Here is a 17,654-nt window from a genome sequence, read left to right on the forward strand (position 1 = left end):
CAACAAGCCTCTGACCTGCACCGGAGCCATCAGACGGCCCCGCCAGTCCGCACAGAGTCCGCACGAGCGCCGAGAACGGCGTCAACGGCGTCCCTGGTGCGGTCGTCAGAGTCCGGCCAGAGGTGCGAGTAGGTGTCCAGCGTCTCCGCGGCCGAGGCGTGCCCCAGCCGCGCCTGGACCGTCTTCACGGACTCGCCGTGGCGGATCAAGAGCGAGGCGTAGTAGTGCCGCAGCGCGTGCAGGCCCTGACCGGCTGGGATGCCCGCTGCTCGAGCCGCTGGGCGCCACTGGTGGCCGAACGCCTGCCGAGAGATCGGGAGACCAGAGAGCGTGAACAGCAGGCCACCCGGTTCGACGTCGTACGCCGCCAGGTGTTGCTGCAGCGCCTCGAGCACGACGTTCGGAACCGGGATGGTCCGGTAGCTCGCCTCCGTCTTCGGAGGGCCCCACACGGGGGTCGTGCCGGTACCGACCAGCTGGCGATCGATGGTCACCTCACGGCGCAGGAAGTGCACCCGGTCGAGCGTCAGGCCGCGCAGCTCCCCGCCACGCACCCCGGTCCCGGCTGCGAACGTCACGAGCGCCCGGAGCTCGGCCGGCATGGCCGCCGTCAACGTCTCGACCTGGTCTGTCATGATCGGGACGACCTTCGACCGCTCACGCTTCGGCAGCCGCGTGCCCTCGCACGGGTTGGCCGGGATGCGGCGGTCGCGCACGGCGGCCTTGAAGACCGACGACACGATCGAGTGCACGACGGACACGGTTGACGGCGCCAGAGGGCGCTGGTCCGCTCCCCCGACACTGAGCCGCTTCACCCACGCCTGGACCTCGCTGGGCAGGATCGTGGACAGCGGCCGGTCGCCGAGAGTCGGGTAGGCGTGCCGGCGCAGCATCGTCTCGACGTGCGCCTGGCTCGAGGGACGGTGCACCTGCGCGTCGCGCCACTTCTCGGCGTACTCACGGAAGGTCATGCGACCGGCGTTGGGGTCGACGTACTGTCCGGTGACGACGGACGTGGTGACTTCGTCGAGCCACCGCTGGGCATCGACCTTCCGGGGGAAGTGCTTGGAGTGTTCACGACCGGCGGAGTCCCTGTAGCGAGCCCTCCACTGGCCATTCGGGCGCTTGGCGACACTGGCCATCAGACGATCCTTCCCTTGCTCTTGGCAGGCAGCATGAGGCCGCGCTTGCGCGCCTTGTAGATCCACGACTGCGCGGTCTTCTTGGTGACGCCTGCCAGATCCGCGATCGTCACGGCCGGCGGCAGGCCTCGAGCGATGGCTGCGTCGTACGCCTTGCCGACGTCCGAAAGAAACCCATCCGTCAGCCCAGCCTCAGGTGCTTGCAGACGCAGCGGTGGCAAGACGAGCTCCGTAGGAGCTGCGTTGCGCGACCGGTCTCCCATTCTTGGCTGGCGGATGTCTGACTTCGGGTACTGGGCAAACCACGACAGCGCGACCCAGTTGTGGATGGTGGCCTGCCGATCTCCCCAGGTTGTTCCGAAGTGCGACGCCAGCCGGCTCAGATCTGGGCCTGCCACTCCGCGGCGTGCCTTGCTCGACCAGGTTGAGAGCCACTGCTCCAGCACGGCCAGCGGAAAACGGCGGATCGCGCCGGGCTGGATCGCCTCGCCCCTGCCGTCGATATAGATCTCAGTGACCCGGTCTATCCCGTCAACATCCGACAATCGCACATAGGTGCGACCAGGAAGACCAAGGTCGTCGTCCTCGACCTCGACCCAACCTCCGTTGCCTTCGCTCGCTCGCAAGGTAGTACTTCCTTCGCCGTCGGTGGTACTTCCAACTATGTACCTCGCGGCCAGAGTAGTCCACGGTGGTAGTACCTGACAAGTACTACCCGGGAGCGAAGATGCCTGATTACATGACCACCACCGAGGTCGCTGACCTGCTGCGCACCCCAGTCGAGACTGTTCGCTACTGGAGGCACGTCAGCAAGGGCCCCAAGTCCTTCAAGGTGGGCCGTCGCGTGCTCTACGCCCGCGAGGACGTCGAGGCCTTCCTCGCCGAGGCGCGAACCGGCGTCGGCCCGGACGCAGTCTGATGGGCCGCCGGGTGCTCGAGGTCGAGTTCGCCGGCGTTGGCTCCCTGGTCCGGGGCTACGGCTCCCGCGACATCGTCATCTCCGTGACCGGTCGAGCGCCGCTCTGGTCCTCCGTTCGCCGTGGCTGGAGCCTGCAAGAGTCATCTGCTAGGGACGTCGTCGCGGCAGCCGAGGCGCTGAACTACGACGTCGTCATCACCGGTCGACGCGCTGTGGAGCGGAACCCGGCCAACACCCCGCGGGCGGCTGCACCTGACCCGGGCGGTCTCTGGTGACCCCGGAGAAGATCGATCGGATCGCCCAGCTGCTCATCATCGATCTGCTACTCCAGGGCTCGGCCCGGTACTGGCTCAAGCGCGCGGACGACTTCGCCGCGGTGGGCACGCCGGCCTGCGACGAGATCGCCCGGGCGTGCCGCAACAAGGCCGTGATGTGCCGCTCGGAGGACGAGCGGAACGAATGGGTCGAGCTGCTGGCCCTCGAGCTGGGTGACGTCGCATGACCTGGACCAAGACTGGCGATGAGTTCGCCGACGACTGCGCCAACGTCGACCTGTCAGACGCTGCCTACCGCACACACCACGAGGCGATCAGCTGGCTCTACCGAGTGGAGCGGATCGACTGCCGGGTTCCCACTCGGCTGGTGCCCAGGTTCGCCGGCTCACCCCACGTCGAGCTCGCGATCCAAGAGCTGGTGAACCACGGATGGTGGCGGATCAACCAGCAGGACTACGAGATCGTCCACCACTCCGACGTCATCCGCAGTTCGATCGTGGCACAGCAGAACAACCGCGCCAAGAACAAGCGGAACCAGGCTGCCTACCGTGCTCGAGCCAAGCCATCTGTAAGCGATGACGTAACCGGTTACCCAGACAGACAGACAGACAAACAGGCAGCTACGACGGAGGCACCAACAACCGGGTGGCCGGACACGATGGAGGTCACGCCATGACGATCACTACGCGCTGCGAGCACTGCCACTCGCCGGCCGTCGAGCACGCCGGCATCGTGCGAGTCGTGCACCTGAGCTGGTGCCCGAGGGCACCGCGTTCGGTCTCCATACCGCTGCTCCCCCCCGGGGAGGGGCCAGCACGTCCAGACGCTGGCCCATCCACCCCAGCTCCAAACTCCGCATCTCTCTCTCCGCACCCCCCCCTCCCCCTCCCCCTCCCAGCGAGAGGCGAGGTGCTGGCATGACCAGCGACAACCCGCTGAAGGGCATGGACCCGGGGGGCCCTCAGTCACGGCGAGGCACGTCTCCTGGGACCTCTGCCCCGCTTTTCGGCGTCTCTCCCCGGCAGATCGTTGGACGCATCCCCGGGGGGAGGGGTCGACACGTAGGCCCCGCAGGCCATCCACCCCAGCTCGCTTCCTTTCGTCTGTCCCTGAGCTTTTTTTCGGTGGAGGTGGATCGCGATGGCTGGCCGCAAAACCCGACTGCGCTCCGTCGCTCCAGACGAGCAGCCCGCCAAGGTCAAGCCGAAGACGTTGGCTGAGGCCGTCGAGGGCGACGACTACCTGATGATTCTGATCGCTCAGCGTCGCGAGGTCTCAGGGGGTTTTTCAGTGCGCGGAGAGAGAGATCCGAGGAACGGAGCTGGGGTGGACGGGGGTCGTGCATCACGTCCGACCCCCACCCCCGGGGGGTTGTGGTGAGCGCGCTCTCTCCCCGTCTCCGTCGGTTCCTGACGAACGCGGTCATGGCGCACGGCAACGCACTGGCTCGAGCTGGGCAGATGGATCCGGCCCTGAAGGCAGAGGTGCGCGACCTGATCGCTGAGCTGGTGCTGACCCCTGAGGAGGACTGGAAGGGACTGGAGGGGACATCGGATGCGCCGGCCGCTGGATCCGGCGACGCTTCTGGTGGGACAGGTGGTCGCTCCACGGCGGTGAGTCGGTCCGAGGCGGCCGAGCTGCTTCAGATCTCGACCAAGCACCTCGACCGGCTCATCGCTGCCGGCCACCTCCCCAGCCAGAAGGCAGGCCGTCGCAGGTTGATCGCCCGCGAGGACATCGAGACGTACATGCGGGAGGCATCGTGACCCAGACCAAGAACTTCTCGGACGTGGTCGTTAAGAACGCGGCCAAGGGCGAGGTGTCGGCCGTCTTCTCGACGTTCAACCACCTCGACCTGGACGGCGATGTCACGCTGCCTGGCGCGATCAAGGACGGTGCCGAGGTCGTCATCTCGGCGTACGGCCACCAGTCGCACTACGGCGCACTGCCGGTCGGCCGCGGGAAGATCCGCACGACGCCCACCGTGGCCATTCTCGAGGGCCAGTTCTTCATGAGCACCGAGTCCGGCCGCGACACGTTCGAGATCGTCAAGGAGCTCGGCGAGCTGGGTGAGTGGTCCTACTCGCTCCACGACGTGGTGTCGGAGCGCGGGACCTGGCAGGGAGAGCCGGCGAACCTGCTGAAGTCGATCCGGGTCAAGGAGGTCTCACCCGTTCTCCTCGGCGCTGCGGGCCCGGGGGCCACCCGGACTCTCGTCGCCAAGGCCGCCAGCCACGTCGACCCAGACCTCCACAGCATCGCCACCGCGCTCCGCATCCGCACCGGGATGCAGGCGCTCCAGAGCAAGTACCTGAAGGAGACCCCGTGAACACCTGCACCTGCTGCGCCGTCCACAACCAGGGTGTGCACCGGACAGGCGACCTCGTCAGTCCGTCCGACCATCTCAAGCCCGCCAGTACCCCTGGGATCGTCCGGGCAGAGGCGGCCCTGGACAGGGCGATGGAGCGCGAGGCCAAGGCCCGGGCCGAGTGGAGCCGCCTGGAATTGGCGCGGCGTGCGCACGAGAACCAGCTCATGGTCACCTGGCGAAACCACCCCGGAGGCATCAAGGCCGCGCCGGCGCACCTCCTCGCGGAGATGGAGGGGATGGCCGACCAGTCCAAGAAGCAGCTCGAAGAGCTCCACCGACTCGGCCTCGAGACCGTGGCCGCGCGGGCGCGCGTGGCCCACGAGAACCACAAGGCCACCCAACTCATGATCGCCAACTGGTGAAGGGATCCACCATGAAGAGCAAGAGCATCGGACAGGCGTTCGTCGACGGAGGCGGCGCCACCAAGCCCCTGAAGGGGTGCAGCGGCCCCGAGATCGAGGTGAAGGGGGTCGACGTCAAGACGCTGATGACCACCTCGACGTACGTCCCGGATACCGGCCGGGATGGCGCGGTCAGCGTCTCCATCGCCACCCGCACGCCGACCCTGATGGACCTGGTCACGGCCACGCCCACCGACTCGGACCCCTACACGTTCATGGAGGAGACCACCTTCACGAACAACGCGCTTGAGGTCGCCGAGGGGGGCACGTACGGGGAGGCGGCCCTGGGCTTCACCGAGCGCACGGTCGACGTCTCCAAGGTCGTGGTGTGGCTGCCCGTCACCGACGAGACGCTGGAGGACACGGCCGGCCTTCCCGGCTACATCGACCAGCGCCTCGGCTTCATGCTGCGTCAGCGGACCGAGCTGCAGATGCTCGTCGGCAATGGCACGGCGCCGAACATGCGCGGGATCCTGAACACGGCCGGCATCCAGACCCAGCCCAAGGGTGCCGACACGATCGCCGTGGCCGTCCGCAAGGCGCGGACCAAGGTCAAGACGCCCGGCTACGGCAACGCGGACCTGCTCGCGCTCAACCCGGCCGACTCCGAGGACATCGACGTGGCCGCCGCGGTCGACCTCCAGGCGCCGTTCATCGACACGTCGAAGATGTGGAACGTCCCCCGCTACGAGAACGACGGACTCACGGCCGGCACTGGGCTCATCGGCGACTTCGCCAACTACACGGCGCTCAAGGTGAAGAAGGCGATCACGCTCAAGGTCAGCAACAGTCACGGCACGTTCTTCGTCGAGGGCAAGCAGGCGATCCGCGCGGAGATCCGGGTCGCGTTCGTCATCTTCCGCCCGGCCGCCTTCGTGACCATCACCGGGATCTGATGATGAGCCCCGCGGAGAAGGTGCTTGTGGTCGCCACGGCGATCGTGGAGGCCGAACTCGACCGCCTGCTCGAGGTCGCCGAGGGACCGAACTACGTCACCATGCGGGAGCAGCCGTGACCGACGCCGACCGTCCCCTGGCCTGACCACTAGAGAAGACCAGTCGAATGAACCGTGCCGAGGAGTATGCGCAGTGGCGGGACAGCCCTGAGCGCGCCCGTGCGCTCTCCGTGAGCCGGTGGGAGCCTCCCGCCGAGGTTCGGGTGTACCGGACCCGAGCACCGGAGCGTGAACCGGTCGAGTGGACCGAGGCCGGCTGGCGAATGTGGCGGATCGACCCGACCACCGGGTTGCTGCGGAATCCGTGGACGAACAGTGGCACCTGCTGGCTGTGGTCCCCCGCGGTGATCCAGGAGGCCGAGTGCTTCTGGAACACCGGGTGCCGGGGTCTGGTCGCCAAGGACTGCAGCTGTGGGATTCGGAGCATGCGAGCGGTGTCGCACCTGGCTTCGTTCTTGGCGCGCGACTCTCAGCTTGGCCGGCACCCAGACAAGGCGGCCGTCGTCGGCCGGGTCCGGCTCGGAGGAAGAGTGCAGTACGGCTTGCTCCCGGGCTTGGGCTCCATCCCGGGCTACCAACGATCACAGTTCGCCGAGATCGACGGACCGCTCTATGTAAGCCCGCGCGCGGCCGAACACTTCGAGACCATCGCGGGCCACTACGACTCCGCACGGACGCCCGTGGTGGGACCGGACTTCGTCACCGGTGCGAGCGGACAGCAAGACTGGCTCGAGCGTCTCGCAGGCGAGTTGCCAAACGATGCGACCGACGGCCAGCTCGACTCGACGTACGTGCCTGACGACCGCCGACTTCCTCGATGCTCCTAGCCGTTCCCGGTCTTGTGCCATAGTTGGCCCACTGACTACACGCGACGAACACAACGGCTCGGGGGTGAGCTTCCTCGTGGGCCGTTACTGGCAGAAGGCCAAGGACAAGCACATAGGGGTGTTGCTCGAGGCATTCGACGAGGCGGGCTGGAAGATCGATGATCCTCCTACCTACTACAGGGTGCGTTGCCCATGTGGAAAGCACATGAGGTGGATTCACCTGACACCCTCGGGAGCAAACTACGTGCGTAACGCGTTGAAGTGGCTAGAGCGACAGCCATGCAGTCGAAAGGAGGAGACAAAGTGATCTCGATTGACGTAACCGTGGACCTCAATGTTCGGATCGACGAGGACGCTGAGCCAATCGACGAGCAACTCGGTGCCGTTATGGAGGAGCTCGTCAAGCTGGCGGACAGTGATTGCGGCATCTCCGACCCGGCGGTCTCCTATGACAGCGACCTCCGGCTTGTGACCATCGAAGTGGTCGCAGAGAGTGATGACTTCGACGACGCCGTGGTCACCGCTGACTCCTGCATTCGGTCTGCCATCCACGCTGCCGGAGGCGCTACTCCCGGATGGACCGTCGAGAGACTGTCGCAGAAGGCCGAGCTAGCTGACGCCTGACACAAGGGTTTCCAGAAACGCAGACCACCCCCGGCGATTGTCGCGCCGGGGGTGTTGTCTGTCGTGCTCGCGCTCTGAGGCGTAGCGTGCGGCGCATGGCCGCACCCATCAGACCCGCCAAGCGCGAACCCTGCCCTGAGTGCAGCGGGACCGCATTCCACGTAGACACGATCAGCCCGGACCGCCTAGGCGACGGGCTGGAGCGGGTCACGTGCGATCAATGTGGGCACGTCGTCAGCAACAGATGACGACCCCCGCCCCGATGCCTGAGCGCCTGACCAAGGCCGCCGACCTGGCCGCCGAGTGGGACATGTCCGAGGGCGAGCTGAAGCGTCTGGTGCGTCGCAACGGCTGGCCGTACGTGCGCCTCACGCGGACCGACTGGCGTTTCACCGATGAGCAGTTGGCGCAGATCATTCGGACGCAAACGACGTCGGCGAGGGCTCCCGAGAAGCCCTCGCCGACGGGACAGAGCAAGCTCAGCCGCGCACGCTCCTACTGATGAGCCGGCGGGGGTCAGGCCATCAGGACGCCGCCGATGTGTCGGGCCATCTGCCCCACCTCGGCTACCGACAACGGCGGGATCATGCCGAGGTCGCCGGCAACGGTCTCGACGGTGTGGTGCGTGCCCCGAGCGGCGTTGATCGCGTCCAGCGACACGGTGAGGGCTCGCAGTGCGTCGGGTGACGCCGTGACGAGTTCGTCGACGTCGAAGGTCTCGTCAGCCCCGGGTGCTCGGGTGCCCCACTTCGACGGGTCCGGGATCGGCCCGCGACCACCCGGAGCCACGAGCTCCCGCACGCGGATGTCGAGGGCGACTGAAACCGCCCACAGCTCGTTCATCGTCATGCTGCTCGCGTCACCGGCGTACGACGTGAGCCTGTGCAGTGAGAGGCCGGCTGCGTCCGCGAGCTGCTCGTAGTCCCAGCCGCGGCGGCTCAGCTCCTCAGCGATGTTGCCGGCGACGACCTCTCCGGCGTTGATGGTCTCGGTGGTCTGCATCTGGTCTGATGTGTTCATGGGGGGTGCCTTCTAGGTGGGTGCTGCTCCTAGGCCTCGGCTCGGTGTTCGTAGCACCGACCGGGGCCGACTTACGTGGGCGGCGGTCCGCAGATAGTCCGCAAGACAGCCGCATGAGGTCACCGCCTGCCAACGGTCGGCAGGACGTTTGCGCAGGTCAGTGGCACATAGCCACCGCCAACCAACGCAAGCACTCAGGCGGGGCCCGTTCCCGGCCTACAGGCCGACCCACTCCCTGTCCCGGCTGCTCGCGGCCAGGACCTCCCCCAGCCCGTCGTGCACCTCGAGGACCGTCGGACGGTCCGCGGGGTCCGTGGCCAGGCACGCGGCCACGAGCTCGCTGAACGGCGCCGGCACGCGCAAGCGCAGGGAGGCGATCGGCGGGGCCGTACGCACCAGCTGCAGGAAGTCGCCGCGGCCGAACGCCTCGCGCTCGTCCTCGTCGCGAGGAGCGAAGGGCGCGACTCCCGTCGTCGCCTCGTGGAGCGTCGCCCCCAGGCCCCACACGTCGGACGCGGCCGAGACGACCTCGCCGAGCGCCTGCTCGGGGGCGAGGTACTCCTGGGTGCCGGTCCCGCGACGCACCGGGCCAGGCGGGCGGGCGATGCTGAGGTCGATGAGGGTCGCCGTGCCCCCGTGGGCCATGACGTTGCCGGGGCGGATGTCCAGGTGCAGGTAGCCGTGACCGTGCAGATAGCGGACGGCGGAGGCGAGCTGCCGGCCGAGGTGGCACAGGTCGGTCACCGGGAGTCGTCGCTGCCGCATGTCGATGATCTCCTCGAGGGTCAGGCCGACGTCGGTCTCGAGGATCACCACCGGGGCGTCGCCCTCGACCGTCTCGAAGGCGCGGGGCAGGTGCGGGTGGGCCAGCTCCTTCAACAGCCAGCCCTCCTGCAGCAACCGGCTCCGCACACGCAGCACGTCGGCCCGGTCGGGCCGCACGGTCTTGGCCACGCAGCTGCACAGCCGCTCCTCGGACCACACCTCGTAGACGTCGAGCGCGGAGCCGCGCGACAGGAGCCCGACCACTTGGTAGCCGGGTGCGATGAGCGCGCCCTCCTCGAGCACCGGTGGCTCCGCCCGGCCCACGCTCATCACACGCCCACCGGCTCGGCCGGCACGGCGTCACGCCCGGTGACGACCTGGGCGTGCCACAGCTCGGCGTATCGGCCGTCGCGCTCCAGGAGCTCGTCGTGCCTGCCGCGCTCGACCACCTCGCCGCGGTCCATGACCAGGATCAGGCTGGCCTCCCGGACGCTGGCGAGGCTGTGCGAGATCACGACGGTGGTGCGCCCGGCCATCAACCGGCGCAACGGCTCGGTGACCCGCCGCGCCGACAGCACGTCCAGGCCGGTCGTGGGCTCGTCGAGCAGCAGCACCGGGGCGTCGCGCAGCAGGGCGCGGGCGATGGCCACCCGCTGGGCCTGACCGCCCGACAGGCGGCGCCCGCGCTCCCCCACCCGGGTGTCGTAGCCGTCGGGCAGGGCGGTGATGAAGGCGTGGGCGTCGGCGTCCCGCGCGGCCTGCTCGACCTCGGCGCGGGTGGCGGACGGTCGTCCGAAGACGATGTTGTCGAGCACGGTGCCGTCGACGAGCAGGGTCTCCTGCAGCACCACCGCCACGTGACGGCGTACGGACGCGCGCGTCAGGTCGCGCAGGTCGCGGCCCCCCATGCGGACACAGCCGGTGTCGGGGTCGAGGCTGCGCCTCAGCAGCCCGGCCAGGGTCGACTTGCCCGCCCCGCTGGCGCCGACGACGGCGACCACGTCGCCCGGCGCGGCGGAGAAGGTGAGACGGCGCACGGCGGGGACGCTCGACCCGGGGTAGGTGAAGCCGACGTCCTCGAAGGACAGCTCCCCGCGACCCGCGTCGAGGCTGACGGCTCCGGGCCGGTCGGGGGGCAGGGTCGGCTCGTCGAGGAGCTCGATCACGCGCTCGGCCCCCGCGGAGGCGGAGAAGGCGTTCGTGATGGTGCTGCCCAGCCCGCGCACCGGGCCGTAGAGCCGGCTGAGGAAGGTCAGGAAGGCGAGCAGGCCACCGACGGTGAGGCGGTCCTGCGACAGCAGCCACGCGCCCGTGCCGATGACCACGAGGGCGCCCAGGAGCTCGATGAAGTCCAGCGTCGGGCTGTAGAGCGAGCGCAGGCGTGCCGAGGCCATCTCGGCGCGGTACTTGCCCTCCGCCTCGGCGACGTAGCGCTGCACCTCGCGACCGCCCTGGTCGTAGGCCTGCACCAGCGGCAGCGTGCTCAGCGTCTGCTCGAGGGAGGTGTTGAGCGTGCCCGAACGGCGCTGCTTCTCCCGGGAGATCTCCTTGAGCCGGCGGGCGAAGTAGCGCGACGTGGCCCAGAACAGGGGCGTCACCACCAGCGCGACCAGCGCGAGGAGCGGCTGCAGGACGAAGAGCGCGGCGGAGAAGAAGACGAGCTGCAGCAGGCTCGAGACCGCGCTGCTCGCCCCGGACACCAGGAAGGACTCGATCGCGGACACGTCTCCCGACACCCGGCTCATGACGTCGCCGAGGCGGCTGCGGGAGAGGAACTCCAGCGGCAGCCGCTGCAGGTGCTCCAGCAACGCGGTGCGTACGTCGACGAGGAACCGCTGGCTGAGCCAGGTGGACAGCAGGCGGTCGGCGCCGTCGCAGACCGCCTGGACGAGCGTGAGGCCGACGTAGGTCGCGGCGACCAGGGGGAACAGGCCGAAGTCGCGCGGGATGAGCACGTCGTCGACGACCACCTTGAAGAGCCAGATCTCCACCGACAGCAGGGCCGGGCTGATGGCTGCGAGCAGCAGGGCGACGAGCATCCAGCCCTTGCGAGGAGCGGCGTAGGGCCAGAAGCGGCGCACCACGTCGCGCACCCGCAGGCCCGACCGCGCGGGCCGGGTGGGGGTGCGCGACATCGGGTCTCCTGGGGTGAGTTGCAGGAACGGGGAGGGACGGGCGAGGTGGGGGCCTCGCCCGTCCCAGGGAGCTCCGGTCAGTGACCGGTGCGGGTGCGGGTGCTGGTGCCCGTGTTGGTGTTGGTGTTGGTGTTGGTGTGGGTGCCGGTCGAGTTGCGGCCGCGGCCACGACCACGGCCCCGCGTCTGGTAGGCGCTGAATCCCATGGCTCCTCCTTCCATCGATGGTTCGTCCCGGTCCTGCGAGGTGTCTTCCTGGGACCGGCTGATGGCTCGACGCTATGAGGCAGCGGGTCCAGTTGGGCAGATGTCCGTTGGTACTAGGACCCCCCGGCGCCGCCGTGCGGCAGGTCGTGCGGGCTCTCCTCGAAGCGCGACGAGAGGGCGTAGCGCAGGAGCACCACGTCACCGATCTGCAGCGTCTCGGCGAGGCGCGCGCGGTGCCCCGGGTTCCAGGGGAAGGCACCGTCGCCCACGAAGCGCCGGGCCTGCGACGTGCCGACGAAGAACGGGGCGACCACGAGGTGGAGCTCGTCCGCCGCCGCCGCGGTCAGGAACTGGGTGTGCACGTGGCCGCCGCCCTCGACCATGAGCCGGCGCACGCCGCGGTCGTAGAGGTCCTCGGTGAGGCGGCCGACCTCGACCCGGGCGCCGCCGTCGACGACGGTCGCCACCCCGTCGAGGCGGCGGCGGGCGGCAGCGACCGAGCCGCGCGGGCAGTAGACGATCTTCTCGGTGTCGCCGGTCGCGAAAAAGTTGCTGGCCACGTCGAGGTGCCCGTGGCGGGTCAGGGTCACCTTCGTGGGCGACTCCGCGAGGCCGCGCTGGCGGCGCTGCGCGCGACGGGCGGGGTCGCGGACCAGCAGCCGCGGGTTGTCGTCGCGCACCGTCCCGGCGCCCACCAGGATCGCGTCGCACTCGGAGCGCACCCGGTCGACGCGGTCGAGGTCGGCCTCGTTGGACAGGACGAGGCGCTCGTCGGTGCCACTGCCGAGGTAGCCGTCGAGCGAGATGCTGCAGCTGAGGATCGTGTAGGGCCGCTCAGGCATGCGACCCGCCTCCTGCGGCCGCGACCTCGGCGGTGGGCGCGGGCGCCGGGGTGCGCCACGCCACCGCCAGCACGACGGCACCCGGCAGGTTGGCGACCAGCACCATCGCGCCGTAGGCCACCGCCGTCGCCAAGCCCGTGGCGGCACCCAGCCCGGCCGCCGCGAACACCCAGGCGGCCATGCCCTCACGCGGTCCCCACCCGGCCAGGTTCAGCGGGATGCCGGCGGCGACCAGCACCACCAGCGCCAGCGGCACCAGGCTCGCGACGGGAGCGTCCACCCCGACCGCGCGGGCCGCCACGACGTAGGTGGCGACGTAGCCGACCGTGGCGACGCACGACGCCGCGACCACCCCCGGCCACGACCGCCGCACCAGGAGAGAGAGCCGTACGTCGTCGCGCACCGTGCGCGCCACGCGACACCACCACGCGTCACTGCTCGGCGCGAGCAGCACCAGCGACACCAGGATCGCGGCCGCCCCGGCCACGATCGCGAGCACCCAGGGCAGCAGTGGGCGCACGGGCGACGGGAGCAGCACCAGGACGACCACGGCCAGGGCCGCCTGCACGACCTGCCCGGCGAACCGCTCCCAGGCGACCGTCCGGAGCGCCCGCCCGGTCTCCCGGGTCGGTCGGCCGAGCCGCAGGCCGCGGTGGACGTCGCCCAGCACACCGCCGGGCAGGACCGTGTTGAGGAACTGCGCCCGGTAGCAGGCCGCCACCGCCGTCGGCAGCGGCACGTCCATCCCGAGCTCCCGCGCGACCAGGTGCCAGCGCCAGGCACACGCCAGCGTCGTGACGGCGGCGATGCCCGTGCCGAGTGCGAGGGGCCCGACGTCGACGGCTCGCAGGCCCGCCAGGACGGAGCCACCACCCACCCGGTGCACGACGTACGCCAGCACGCACGCGCCCGCCACCCACCGCCAGGACGTCCTCATGCCGCCACGTCCCGAACGACGTCGGCCACGAGCGCCGCGGTGGCCGGCCACCCCGCGAGCCCGCGTCGCCTCTCGCGAGCCGTCGCGCGCAGGTCCTCGCGGAGCGAGGCGCCCGTGAGCCACAGGCGCAGCGCCATGGCCAGCGCCGGGCCGTCGCCGGCGGGCACCAGGATGCCGGGGTAGCGCCCGCGGGCGGTCTCCCCCATCGCCTCGCGCACGCCCCCGACGTCGGCGGCAACGACCGGCAGTCCGCGAGCGAGCGCCTCGGTCACGACCATGCCGTAGGTCTCGGTGCGGCTGGGCAGCACCAGGAGGTCGGCCCGTGCATAGGCCTCGTCCAGGTCGGGCCCACCCAGGGCGCCCGCGAGCGCGACCCGGTCCCCCAGCCCGAGCTCGTCCGCCGTGTGCCGCAGGTGTGCCGCGGCGGCGGGCTCCACCGACGTCGAACCCGCGCAGGTCCAGCGCCACCGGAGGTCGGCGAGGCCGGCGAGAGCCGCCAGCAGCCGGTCCTGGCCCTTGACCGCACAGATGCTGCCCACAGTGAGCAGCGAGCCGCCGTCCGCCGACCCGCGGGCGGTGGGAGCCCGGTCGACGCCGGGGTGGGCGACGTGCACGCGCGCCGGGTCAAGGTCGTACTCCTCGACCAGCCAACCGCGACACCACGCGCTGGGCGTGAGCACCGAGGCGGCGGCCGCCGCCACCTCGCGCTCCGCGCGCCGGGCCCCCCGGTCGTCGACCCCCGCCGGCAGGTGCATCAGCAGCACGATCCGGAGCCGGCGGCTCGCGGACGTCATGACCTTCGGCAGTCGCGACGCCAGCAGGCCGTCGACCACCACCGAGGCGTGGTCCGGGATCCCGTCCAGGGCCCGCTCGAGGTTCGTCGCGCCGGGCCCCGGCTGCCACGGCCAACCACCGTCGACCTCGACGACGCGCACCCGATGGCCCTGGTCGCGCAGGGCTGCGCACAAACGGCGGTCGTAGGTGTTGCCGCCGCTCGCCCGCGTCGGGTCGTCGATGCCCGCCGGGACGACGAGGTGCAGCACGGCCGGCGTCACAGCGCCCGCTCGTAGCTGGCCCACGCGACGTGGGACTCGTGGAGGGTGACGACGACGGCGCTGACGTGCGGCACCGGCCCCAGCGCGCCGGCCGCGACCTGCTCGGCCAGCCGGTCCGCCACGTGGCGGGCGAGCACCTCGGTCGTGGTGTTGCGCCCGGCGAACGCGGCGACGTCGTCGAGGTTGCGGTAGGACAGCTCCGCCACGACCCGCCTCAGCTCGTCGGTCGCGCGCCCGATGTCGACGAGGATGCCGTCGTCGTCGAGCGCGTCGCCGCGGAAGGTCGCATCGACGACGAAGGTCGCACCGTGCAGCCCTTGCGCGGGCCCGAACACCTCGCCGCGCAGGCTGTGCGCCACCATCATGTGGTCGCGGACCGTCACGCCGAACACGCCGCCACCTCCTCGTAGGTCACCGCGTGGCACAGCGCCGGCAGTGCGCCCGACACGAGTCGCGGCATGACCTCCGGCAGTGACTCGAAGGGCGACTCCCCCGTCAGCAGGCAGTCGAAGGCGTCGTCGTGCAGCAGGTCGAGGGCGAGGGCGAGGCGCTGGGCAGTCGTACGCCGGTCCCGGCGCGCCGGCGCCACCCGGCCCACCTGGCTGGCCCGGAGCGTGAGCCGGCCGGAGTGGAAGCTGCCCCCCAACGACACCGTGGTCGGCGCGTCGCCGTACCAACTGAGCTCGAGCACCGTCCCCTCCGCCGCGAGCAGGTCGAGCGAGCGCTGCAGGCCGGCCGAGGTGGCGCTGGTGTGGAGCACGAGGTCGGCGCCCGCCTCCGCGTCCTCGGGCAGGGAGAAGTCCACGCCGAGAGCGGCGGCCACCGGCGCCCGGGACGGGTCCACGTCGACGAGCGTCACGCTCGTGCGCGGCACGCGCGAGGCGAGGCGGGCGACCGTGCAACCGAGGACCCCCGCGCCCACGACCACGATCCGGTCGCCGACCAGCGGGGGCGCGTCCCAGAGGGCGTTGACGGCCGTCTCCACCATCCCGGCCAGAACGGCGCGGGCCACCGGCACCCCCTCGGGCACCGGCGTGACCGCCGCGGCCGGCACGACGTACGCCGTCTGGTGCGGGTGGAGGCAGAAGACGTGGCGCCCGAGCAGCGGGTCGGGCCCCTCCTCGACGAGGCCGACGCTGAGGTAGCCGTACTTCACGGGCCCGGGGAAGTCCCCGTCCTGGAAGGGCGCCCGCATCGCGTCGTGCTGGCTCGCGGGCACGTGTCCCCCGAAGACCAGGCTCTCCGTCCCGCGGCTGACCGCGGAACGCACGGTCCGCACGACCACGTCGTGCGGGCGGGGCTCGGTGAGCGCGAGGTCCCGGATCTCGCCCACCCCCGGCTCACGGACCCAGAAGGCCCGCGCGTGTCGCTGCATCCGTCCACCTCTGGTCTTTGCGGGTGAACCGGACGGCGCCCGGCTCCGTTCCCACTCTTGAGCTGCCTGGAGCTGCCTGCAACGGGGTGAACGGAGGAGAGGTGCCGACGGTTCAACGCCGGACCCCGACGGTGCTGTCGGGGGCCCTGACCCTGCTCGCGCTCGTCGTCGTGGTGGTGGCCCTCGTCGTGCCCGACCGGCTGGAGGACGTGACCCCGACCGCCTTCCTCCGGCTCCCGGTCGAGCTGGTCGTGCTGCTCGGCCTGGTGCTCGCGCTCCCGGACCGCGCTCGCCCGCTGCGTCGTCTCCTGGTCGCCGGAGCGGGGATCATCCTGGCGCTGCTGACGGTCCTCAGGGCCCTGGACATCGGGTTCGTGGAGGCGCTGAACCGGCCCTTCGACCCGTTGATCGACTGGCGCTACGGGCCGGACCTCGTCGAGACCGTCCGGGGCTCCGCTCCCGGCGCGCTCGGTGTGCTGCTGCTGGGCGGCGCGGTGCTCACCCTGCTCGGGATCGTGGCGCTGGTGCCGCTCGCCGTACGCCGCCTCGCGCGAGTGGCCCGTCGCCACCGACCGGCGGCCGCGCGCCTGGTCGCCGTCCTCGCCTCGGCGTGGGTGGCCGCCAGCCTCCTCGGCGTGCAGGTCGGCTCGCACCCCCTGGCCTCGGACGACGCCGCCTCCTATGCCTTCGACCAGGTGGCGCGCGTGCCGTCCGAGCTGCGTGACCAGCGCGCGTTCGTCCGCGCCGCGGCGAGCGACCCGGAGCGCGACACCCCGGCCGGCGAGCTCCTGACCGGGCTGCGCGGTAAGGACGTCCTGCTCGTCTTCGTCGAGAGCTACGGTCGCGTCGCGCTCGACGACCCGGGACTCTCCGGGCCCGTCACCGACGCGCTCGCCGACGGCGCTCGCGACCTGGGACGACAGGGCTGGTCCGCCCGCAGCGCCTGGCTCACCTCGCCCACCTTCGGCGCGCTCAGCTGGCTCGCGCACTCCACGCTCCAGTCGGGACTCTGGGTCGACAGCCAGCGGCGCTACGACCACCTCGTGACCACCCGCCGGGAGACGTTGTCGAGCCTGTTCGGCCGTGCCGGCTGGCGCACGGCGGCCGCGGTGCCGGCGAACACCCGCGACTGGCCGGAGGGCGCCTTCTACGGGTTCGACCACGTCTACGACTCGCGCAACCTCGGCTACGCCGGCCCACGGTTCGGCTACCCGACGATGCCCGACCAGTTCATCCTCGACGCGTTCCGGCGCCTCGAGCTCGCTCCGCGTGACCGCGCACCGGTGATGGCCGAGATCGACCTCATCAGCAGCCACGCACCGTGGTCGCGCACCCCCCACCTGGTGCCGCAGGACGCCATCGGCGACGGCTCTGTCTTCGAGGGCATGCCGGAGACGCTGCCTTCGGAGTCCGACATCTGGCCGGATGCCGACCGGGTGCGGGCGGCGTACGCCGACTCCATCGGCTACTCCCTGCGCTCCGTCAGCGCGTTCCTGTCGGCGTCGGCCGACGACGACCTCGTCGTGGTCCTCGTCGGCGACCACCAGCCGGCGACCATCGTCTCCGGGGACGACGCCGGTCACGACGTACCCGTCACCGTGCTCTCCCGCGACCAGGGTGTGGTCGATCGGATCACGCCGTGGGGCTGGGACCTGGGGCTGCGCCCCACGGCCGACGCCCCCGTGTGGCGCATGGATGCCTTCCGCGACGAGTTCCTCGCCGCGTTCGGTCCCGAGGGCGACACTGGGACCCCGCCGGCGAGCACCCGGTGAACCGTTCCCGCACGCCGCGCGTCTTCTCCGGAG

General features: G+C 70.7%; 23 protein-coding genes. 12 read left to right on the forward strand and 11 right to left on the reverse strand.

The window, feature by feature from the left end; translation table 11 throughout:
* Positions 1 to 29 precede the first annotated feature (29 nt).
* On the reverse strand, positions 30 to 1,142 hold the full coding sequence (locus JWN97_RS03725; RefSeq protein WP_297618451.1) for a site-specific integrase: 1,113 nt from the start codon (positions 1,140 to 1,142) through the stop codon (positions 30 to 32).
* Complete coding sequence (locus JWN97_RS03730; RefSeq protein WP_297618454.1) at positions 1,142 to 1,768, reverse strand: hypothetical protein; 627 nt, start codon at positions 1,766 to 1,768, stop codon at positions 1,142 to 1,144. Before JWN97_RS03730 ends, JWN97_RS03725 begins: the two co-directional genes overlap by 1 nt.
* A 101-nt stretch (positions 1,769 to 1,869) precedes the next feature.
* Between JWN97_RS03730 and JWN97_RS03735 the strand changes: the two genes are divergently transcribed.
* The 11 genes from JWN97_RS03735 to JWN97_RS03785 all read left to right on the forward strand — a co-directional run bounded on the left by JWN97_RS03735 (position 1,870) and on the right by JWN97_RS03785 (position 8,016).
* On the forward strand, positions 1,870 to 2,061 hold the full coding sequence (locus JWN97_RS03735; RefSeq protein ID WP_297618457.1) for a helix-turn-helix domain-containing protein: 192 nt from the start codon (positions 1,870 to 1,872) through the stop codon (positions 2,059 to 2,061).
* Positions 2,061 to 2,336 carry a hypothetical protein gene (locus JWN97_RS03740; protein ID WP_297618460.1) on the forward strand — a complete coding sequence of 92 codons (276 nt, stop codon included), beginning with the start codon at positions 2,061 to 2,063 and terminating at the stop codon, positions 2,334 to 2,336. The genes JWN97_RS03735 and JWN97_RS03740 overlap by 1 nt, the downstream gene beginning before the upstream one ends.
* On the forward strand, positions 2,333 to 2,563 hold the full coding sequence (locus JWN97_RS03745) for a hypothetical protein (protein ID WP_297618463.1): 231 nt from the start codon (positions 2,333 to 2,335) through the stop codon (positions 2,561 to 2,563). Before JWN97_RS03740 ends, JWN97_RS03745 begins: the two co-directional genes overlap by 4 nt.
* Entirely contained in the window at positions 2,560 to 3,012 is a 453-nt protein-coding gene (locus tag JWN97_RS03750) for a hypothetical protein (RefSeq protein ID WP_297618466.1), read from the forward strand. Before JWN97_RS03745 ends, JWN97_RS03750 begins: the two co-directional genes overlap by 4 nt.
* A gap of 784 nt (positions 3,013 to 3,796) precedes the next feature.
* A complete protein-coding gene (locus JWN97_RS03755; RefSeq protein ID WP_297618478.1) occupies positions 3,797 to 4,102 on the forward strand; it encodes a helix-turn-helix domain-containing protein in 306 nt (101 codons plus the stop codon).
* Positions 4,099 to 4,665 (forward strand): hypothetical protein, encoded by a 567-nt coding sequence (locus JWN97_RS03760; RefSeq protein WP_297618481.1) that lies wholly within the window; start codon positions 4,099 to 4,101, stop codon positions 4,663 to 4,665. The genes JWN97_RS03755 and JWN97_RS03760 overlap by 4 nt, the downstream gene beginning before the upstream one ends.
* A complete protein-coding gene (locus JWN97_RS03765) occupies positions 4,662 to 5,069 on the forward strand; it encodes a hypothetical protein (protein ID WP_297618484.1) in 408 nt (135 codons plus the stop codon). The genes JWN97_RS03760 and JWN97_RS03765 overlap by 4 nt, the downstream gene beginning before the upstream one ends.
* A gap of 11 nt (positions 5,070 to 5,080) precedes the next feature.
* Positions 5,081 to 6,004: a phage major capsid protein gene (locus JWN97_RS03770; protein WP_297618487.1), complete on the forward strand. Its 924-nt coding sequence runs from the start codon at positions 5,081 to 5,083 to the stop codon at positions 6,002 to 6,004.
* 166 nt (positions 6,005 to 6,170) lie between these two features.
* Entirely contained in the window at positions 6,171 to 6,890 is a 720-nt protein-coding gene (locus JWN97_RS03775; protein ID WP_297618490.1) for a hypothetical protein, read from the forward strand.
* A gap of 303 nt (positions 6,891 to 7,193) precedes the next feature.
* Positions 7,194 to 7,514 (forward strand): hypothetical protein, encoded by a 321-nt coding sequence (locus tag JWN97_RS03780; RefSeq protein ID WP_297618493.1) that lies wholly within the window; start codon positions 7,194 to 7,196, stop codon positions 7,512 to 7,514.
* A 262-nt stretch (positions 7,515 to 7,776) separates the two neighbouring features.
* Positions 7,777 to 8,016: a hypothetical protein gene (locus JWN97_RS03785; RefSeq protein ID WP_297618496.1), complete on the forward strand. Its 240-nt coding sequence runs from the start codon at positions 7,777 to 7,779 to the stop codon at positions 8,014 to 8,016.
* 14 nt (positions 8,017 to 8,030) lie between these two features.
* On the opposite strand, the gene JWN97_RS03790 is transcribed toward JWN97_RS03785, so the two are convergent.
* The 9 genes from JWN97_RS03790 to JWN97_RS03830 all read right to left on the reverse strand — a co-directional run bounded on the left by JWN97_RS03790 (position 8,031) and on the right by JWN97_RS03830 (position 15,849).
* Complete coding sequence (locus JWN97_RS03790; protein ID WP_297618500.1) at positions 8,031 to 8,534, reverse strand: helix-turn-helix transcriptional regulator; 504 nt, start codon at positions 8,532 to 8,534, stop codon at positions 8,031 to 8,033.
* A 216-nt stretch (positions 8,535 to 8,750) separates the two neighbouring features.
* Entirely contained in the window at positions 8,751 to 9,602 is an 852-nt protein-coding gene (locus tag JWN97_RS03795) for a serine/threonine-protein kinase (RefSeq protein WP_297618503.1), read from the reverse strand.
* A 26-nt stretch (positions 9,603 to 9,628) separates the two neighbouring features.
* Complete coding sequence (locus tag JWN97_RS03800; protein WP_297618505.1) at positions 9,629 to 11,434, reverse strand: ABC transporter ATP-binding protein; 1,806 nt, start codon at positions 11,432 to 11,434, stop codon at positions 9,629 to 9,631.
* A 77-nt stretch (positions 11,435 to 11,511) separates the two neighbouring features.
* Positions 11,512 to 11,640 carry a hypothetical protein gene (locus JWN97_RS03805; protein WP_297618509.1) on the reverse strand — a complete coding sequence of 43 codons (129 nt, stop codon included), beginning with the start codon at positions 11,638 to 11,640 and terminating at the stop codon, positions 11,512 to 11,514.
* 113 nt (positions 11,641 to 11,753) lie between these two features.
* On the reverse strand, positions 11,754 to 12,482 hold the full coding sequence (locus JWN97_RS03810; RefSeq protein ID WP_297618512.1) for a dihydrofolate reductase family protein: 729 nt from the start codon (positions 12,480 to 12,482) through the stop codon (positions 11,754 to 11,756).
* Positions 12,475 to 13,419, reverse strand: a complete 945-nt coding sequence (locus JWN97_RS03815) for a lysylphosphatidylglycerol synthase transmembrane domain-containing protein (protein WP_297618515.1) — start codon at positions 13,417 to 13,419, stop codon at positions 12,475 to 12,477. The genes JWN97_RS03810 and JWN97_RS03815 overlap by 8 nt, the downstream gene beginning before the upstream one ends.
* Positions 13,416 to 14,474 (reverse strand): glycosyltransferase family 4 protein, encoded by a 1,059-nt coding sequence (locus tag JWN97_RS03820; protein WP_297618518.1) that lies wholly within the window; start codon positions 14,472 to 14,474, stop codon positions 13,416 to 13,418. The genes JWN97_RS03815 and JWN97_RS03820 overlap by 4 nt, the downstream gene beginning before the upstream one ends.
* On the reverse strand, positions 14,471 to 14,866 hold the full coding sequence (locus tag JWN97_RS03825) for a 6-carboxytetrahydropterin synthase (protein ID WP_297618521.1): 396 nt from the start codon (positions 14,864 to 14,866) through the stop codon (positions 14,471 to 14,473). Before JWN97_RS03825 ends, JWN97_RS03820 begins: the two co-directional genes overlap by 4 nt.
* Positions 14,854 to 15,849: a zinc-binding alcohol dehydrogenase gene (locus JWN97_RS03830; RefSeq protein ID WP_297618524.1), complete on the reverse strand. Its 996-nt coding sequence runs from the start codon at positions 15,847 to 15,849 to the stop codon at positions 14,854 to 14,856. The genes JWN97_RS03825 and JWN97_RS03830 overlap by 13 nt, the downstream gene beginning before the upstream one ends.
* A 101-nt stretch (positions 15,850 to 15,950) precedes the next feature.
* Between JWN97_RS03830 and JWN97_RS03835 the strand changes: the two genes are divergently transcribed.
* Entirely contained in the window at positions 15,951 to 17,621 is a 1,671-nt protein-coding gene (locus JWN97_RS03835) for a sulfatase-like hydrolase/transferase (RefSeq protein ID WP_297618527.1), read from the forward strand.
* Positions 17,622 to 17,654: the final 33 nt, after the last annotated feature.

This window comes from Nocardioides sp., assembly GCF_025965415.1.
Classification (GTDB): domain Bacteria; phylum Actinomycetota; class Actinomycetes; order Propionibacteriales; family Nocardioidaceae; genus Nocardioides.

Bases quoted from the DNA above. Each gene is read 5' to 3' on its own strand.
- JWN97_RS03740 (WP_297618460.1), top strand. From the start codon at position 2,061: ATGGGCCGCCGGGTGCTCGAGGTCGAGTTCGCCGGCGTTGGCTCCCTG.
- JWN97_RS03755 (WP_297618478.1), top strand. From the start codon at position 3,797: ATGGATCCGGCCCTGAAGGCAGAGGTGCGCGACCTGATCGCTGAGCTG.
- JWN97_RS03800 (WP_297618505.1), bottom strand. From the start codon at position 11,434: ATGTCGCGCACCCCCACCCGGCCCGCGCGGTCGGGCCTGCGGGTGCGC.
- JWN97_RS03735 (WP_297618457.1), top strand. From the start codon at position 1,870: ATGCCTGATTACATGACCACCACCGAGGTCGCTGACCTGCTGCGCACC.
- JWN97_RS03775 (WP_297618490.1), top strand. From the start codon at position 6,171: ATGAACCGTGCCGAGGAGTATGCGCAGTGGCGGGACAGCCCTGAGCGC.
- JWN97_RS03750 (WP_297618466.1), top strand. From the start codon at position 2,560: ATGACCTGGACCAAGACTGGCGATGAGTTCGCCGACGACTGCGCCAAC.
- JWN97_RS03785 (WP_297618496.1), top strand. From the start codon at position 7,777: ATGCCTGAGCGCCTGACCAAGGCCGCCGACCTGGCCGCCGAGTGGGAC.
- JWN97_RS03830 (WP_297618524.1), bottom strand. From the start codon at position 15,849: ATGCAGCGACACGCGCGGGCCTTCTGGGTCCGTGAGCCGGGGGTGGGC.
- JWN97_RS03805 (WP_297618509.1), bottom strand. From the start codon at position 11,640: ATGGGATTCAGCGCCTACCAGACGCGGGGCCGTGGTCGTGGCCGCGGC.
- JWN97_RS03770 (WP_297618487.1), top strand. From the start codon at position 5,081: ATGAAGAGCAAGAGCATCGGACAGGCGTTCGTCGACGGAGGCGGCGCC.
- JWN97_RS03725 (WP_297618451.1), bottom strand. From the start codon at position 1,142: ATGGCCAGTGTCGCCAAGCGCCCGAATGGCCAGTGGAGGGCTCGCTAC.
- JWN97_RS03815 (WP_297618515.1), bottom strand. From the start codon at position 13,419: ATGAGGACGTCCTGGCGGTGGGTGGCGGGCGCGTGCGTGCTGGCGTAC.
- JWN97_RS03810 (WP_297618512.1), bottom strand. From the start codon at position 12,482: ATGCCTGAGCGGCCCTACACGATCCTCAGCTGCAGCATCTCGCTCGAC.
- JWN97_RS03790 (WP_297618500.1), bottom strand. From the start codon at position 8,534: ATGAACACATCAGACCAGATGCAGACCACCGAGACCATCAACGCCGGA.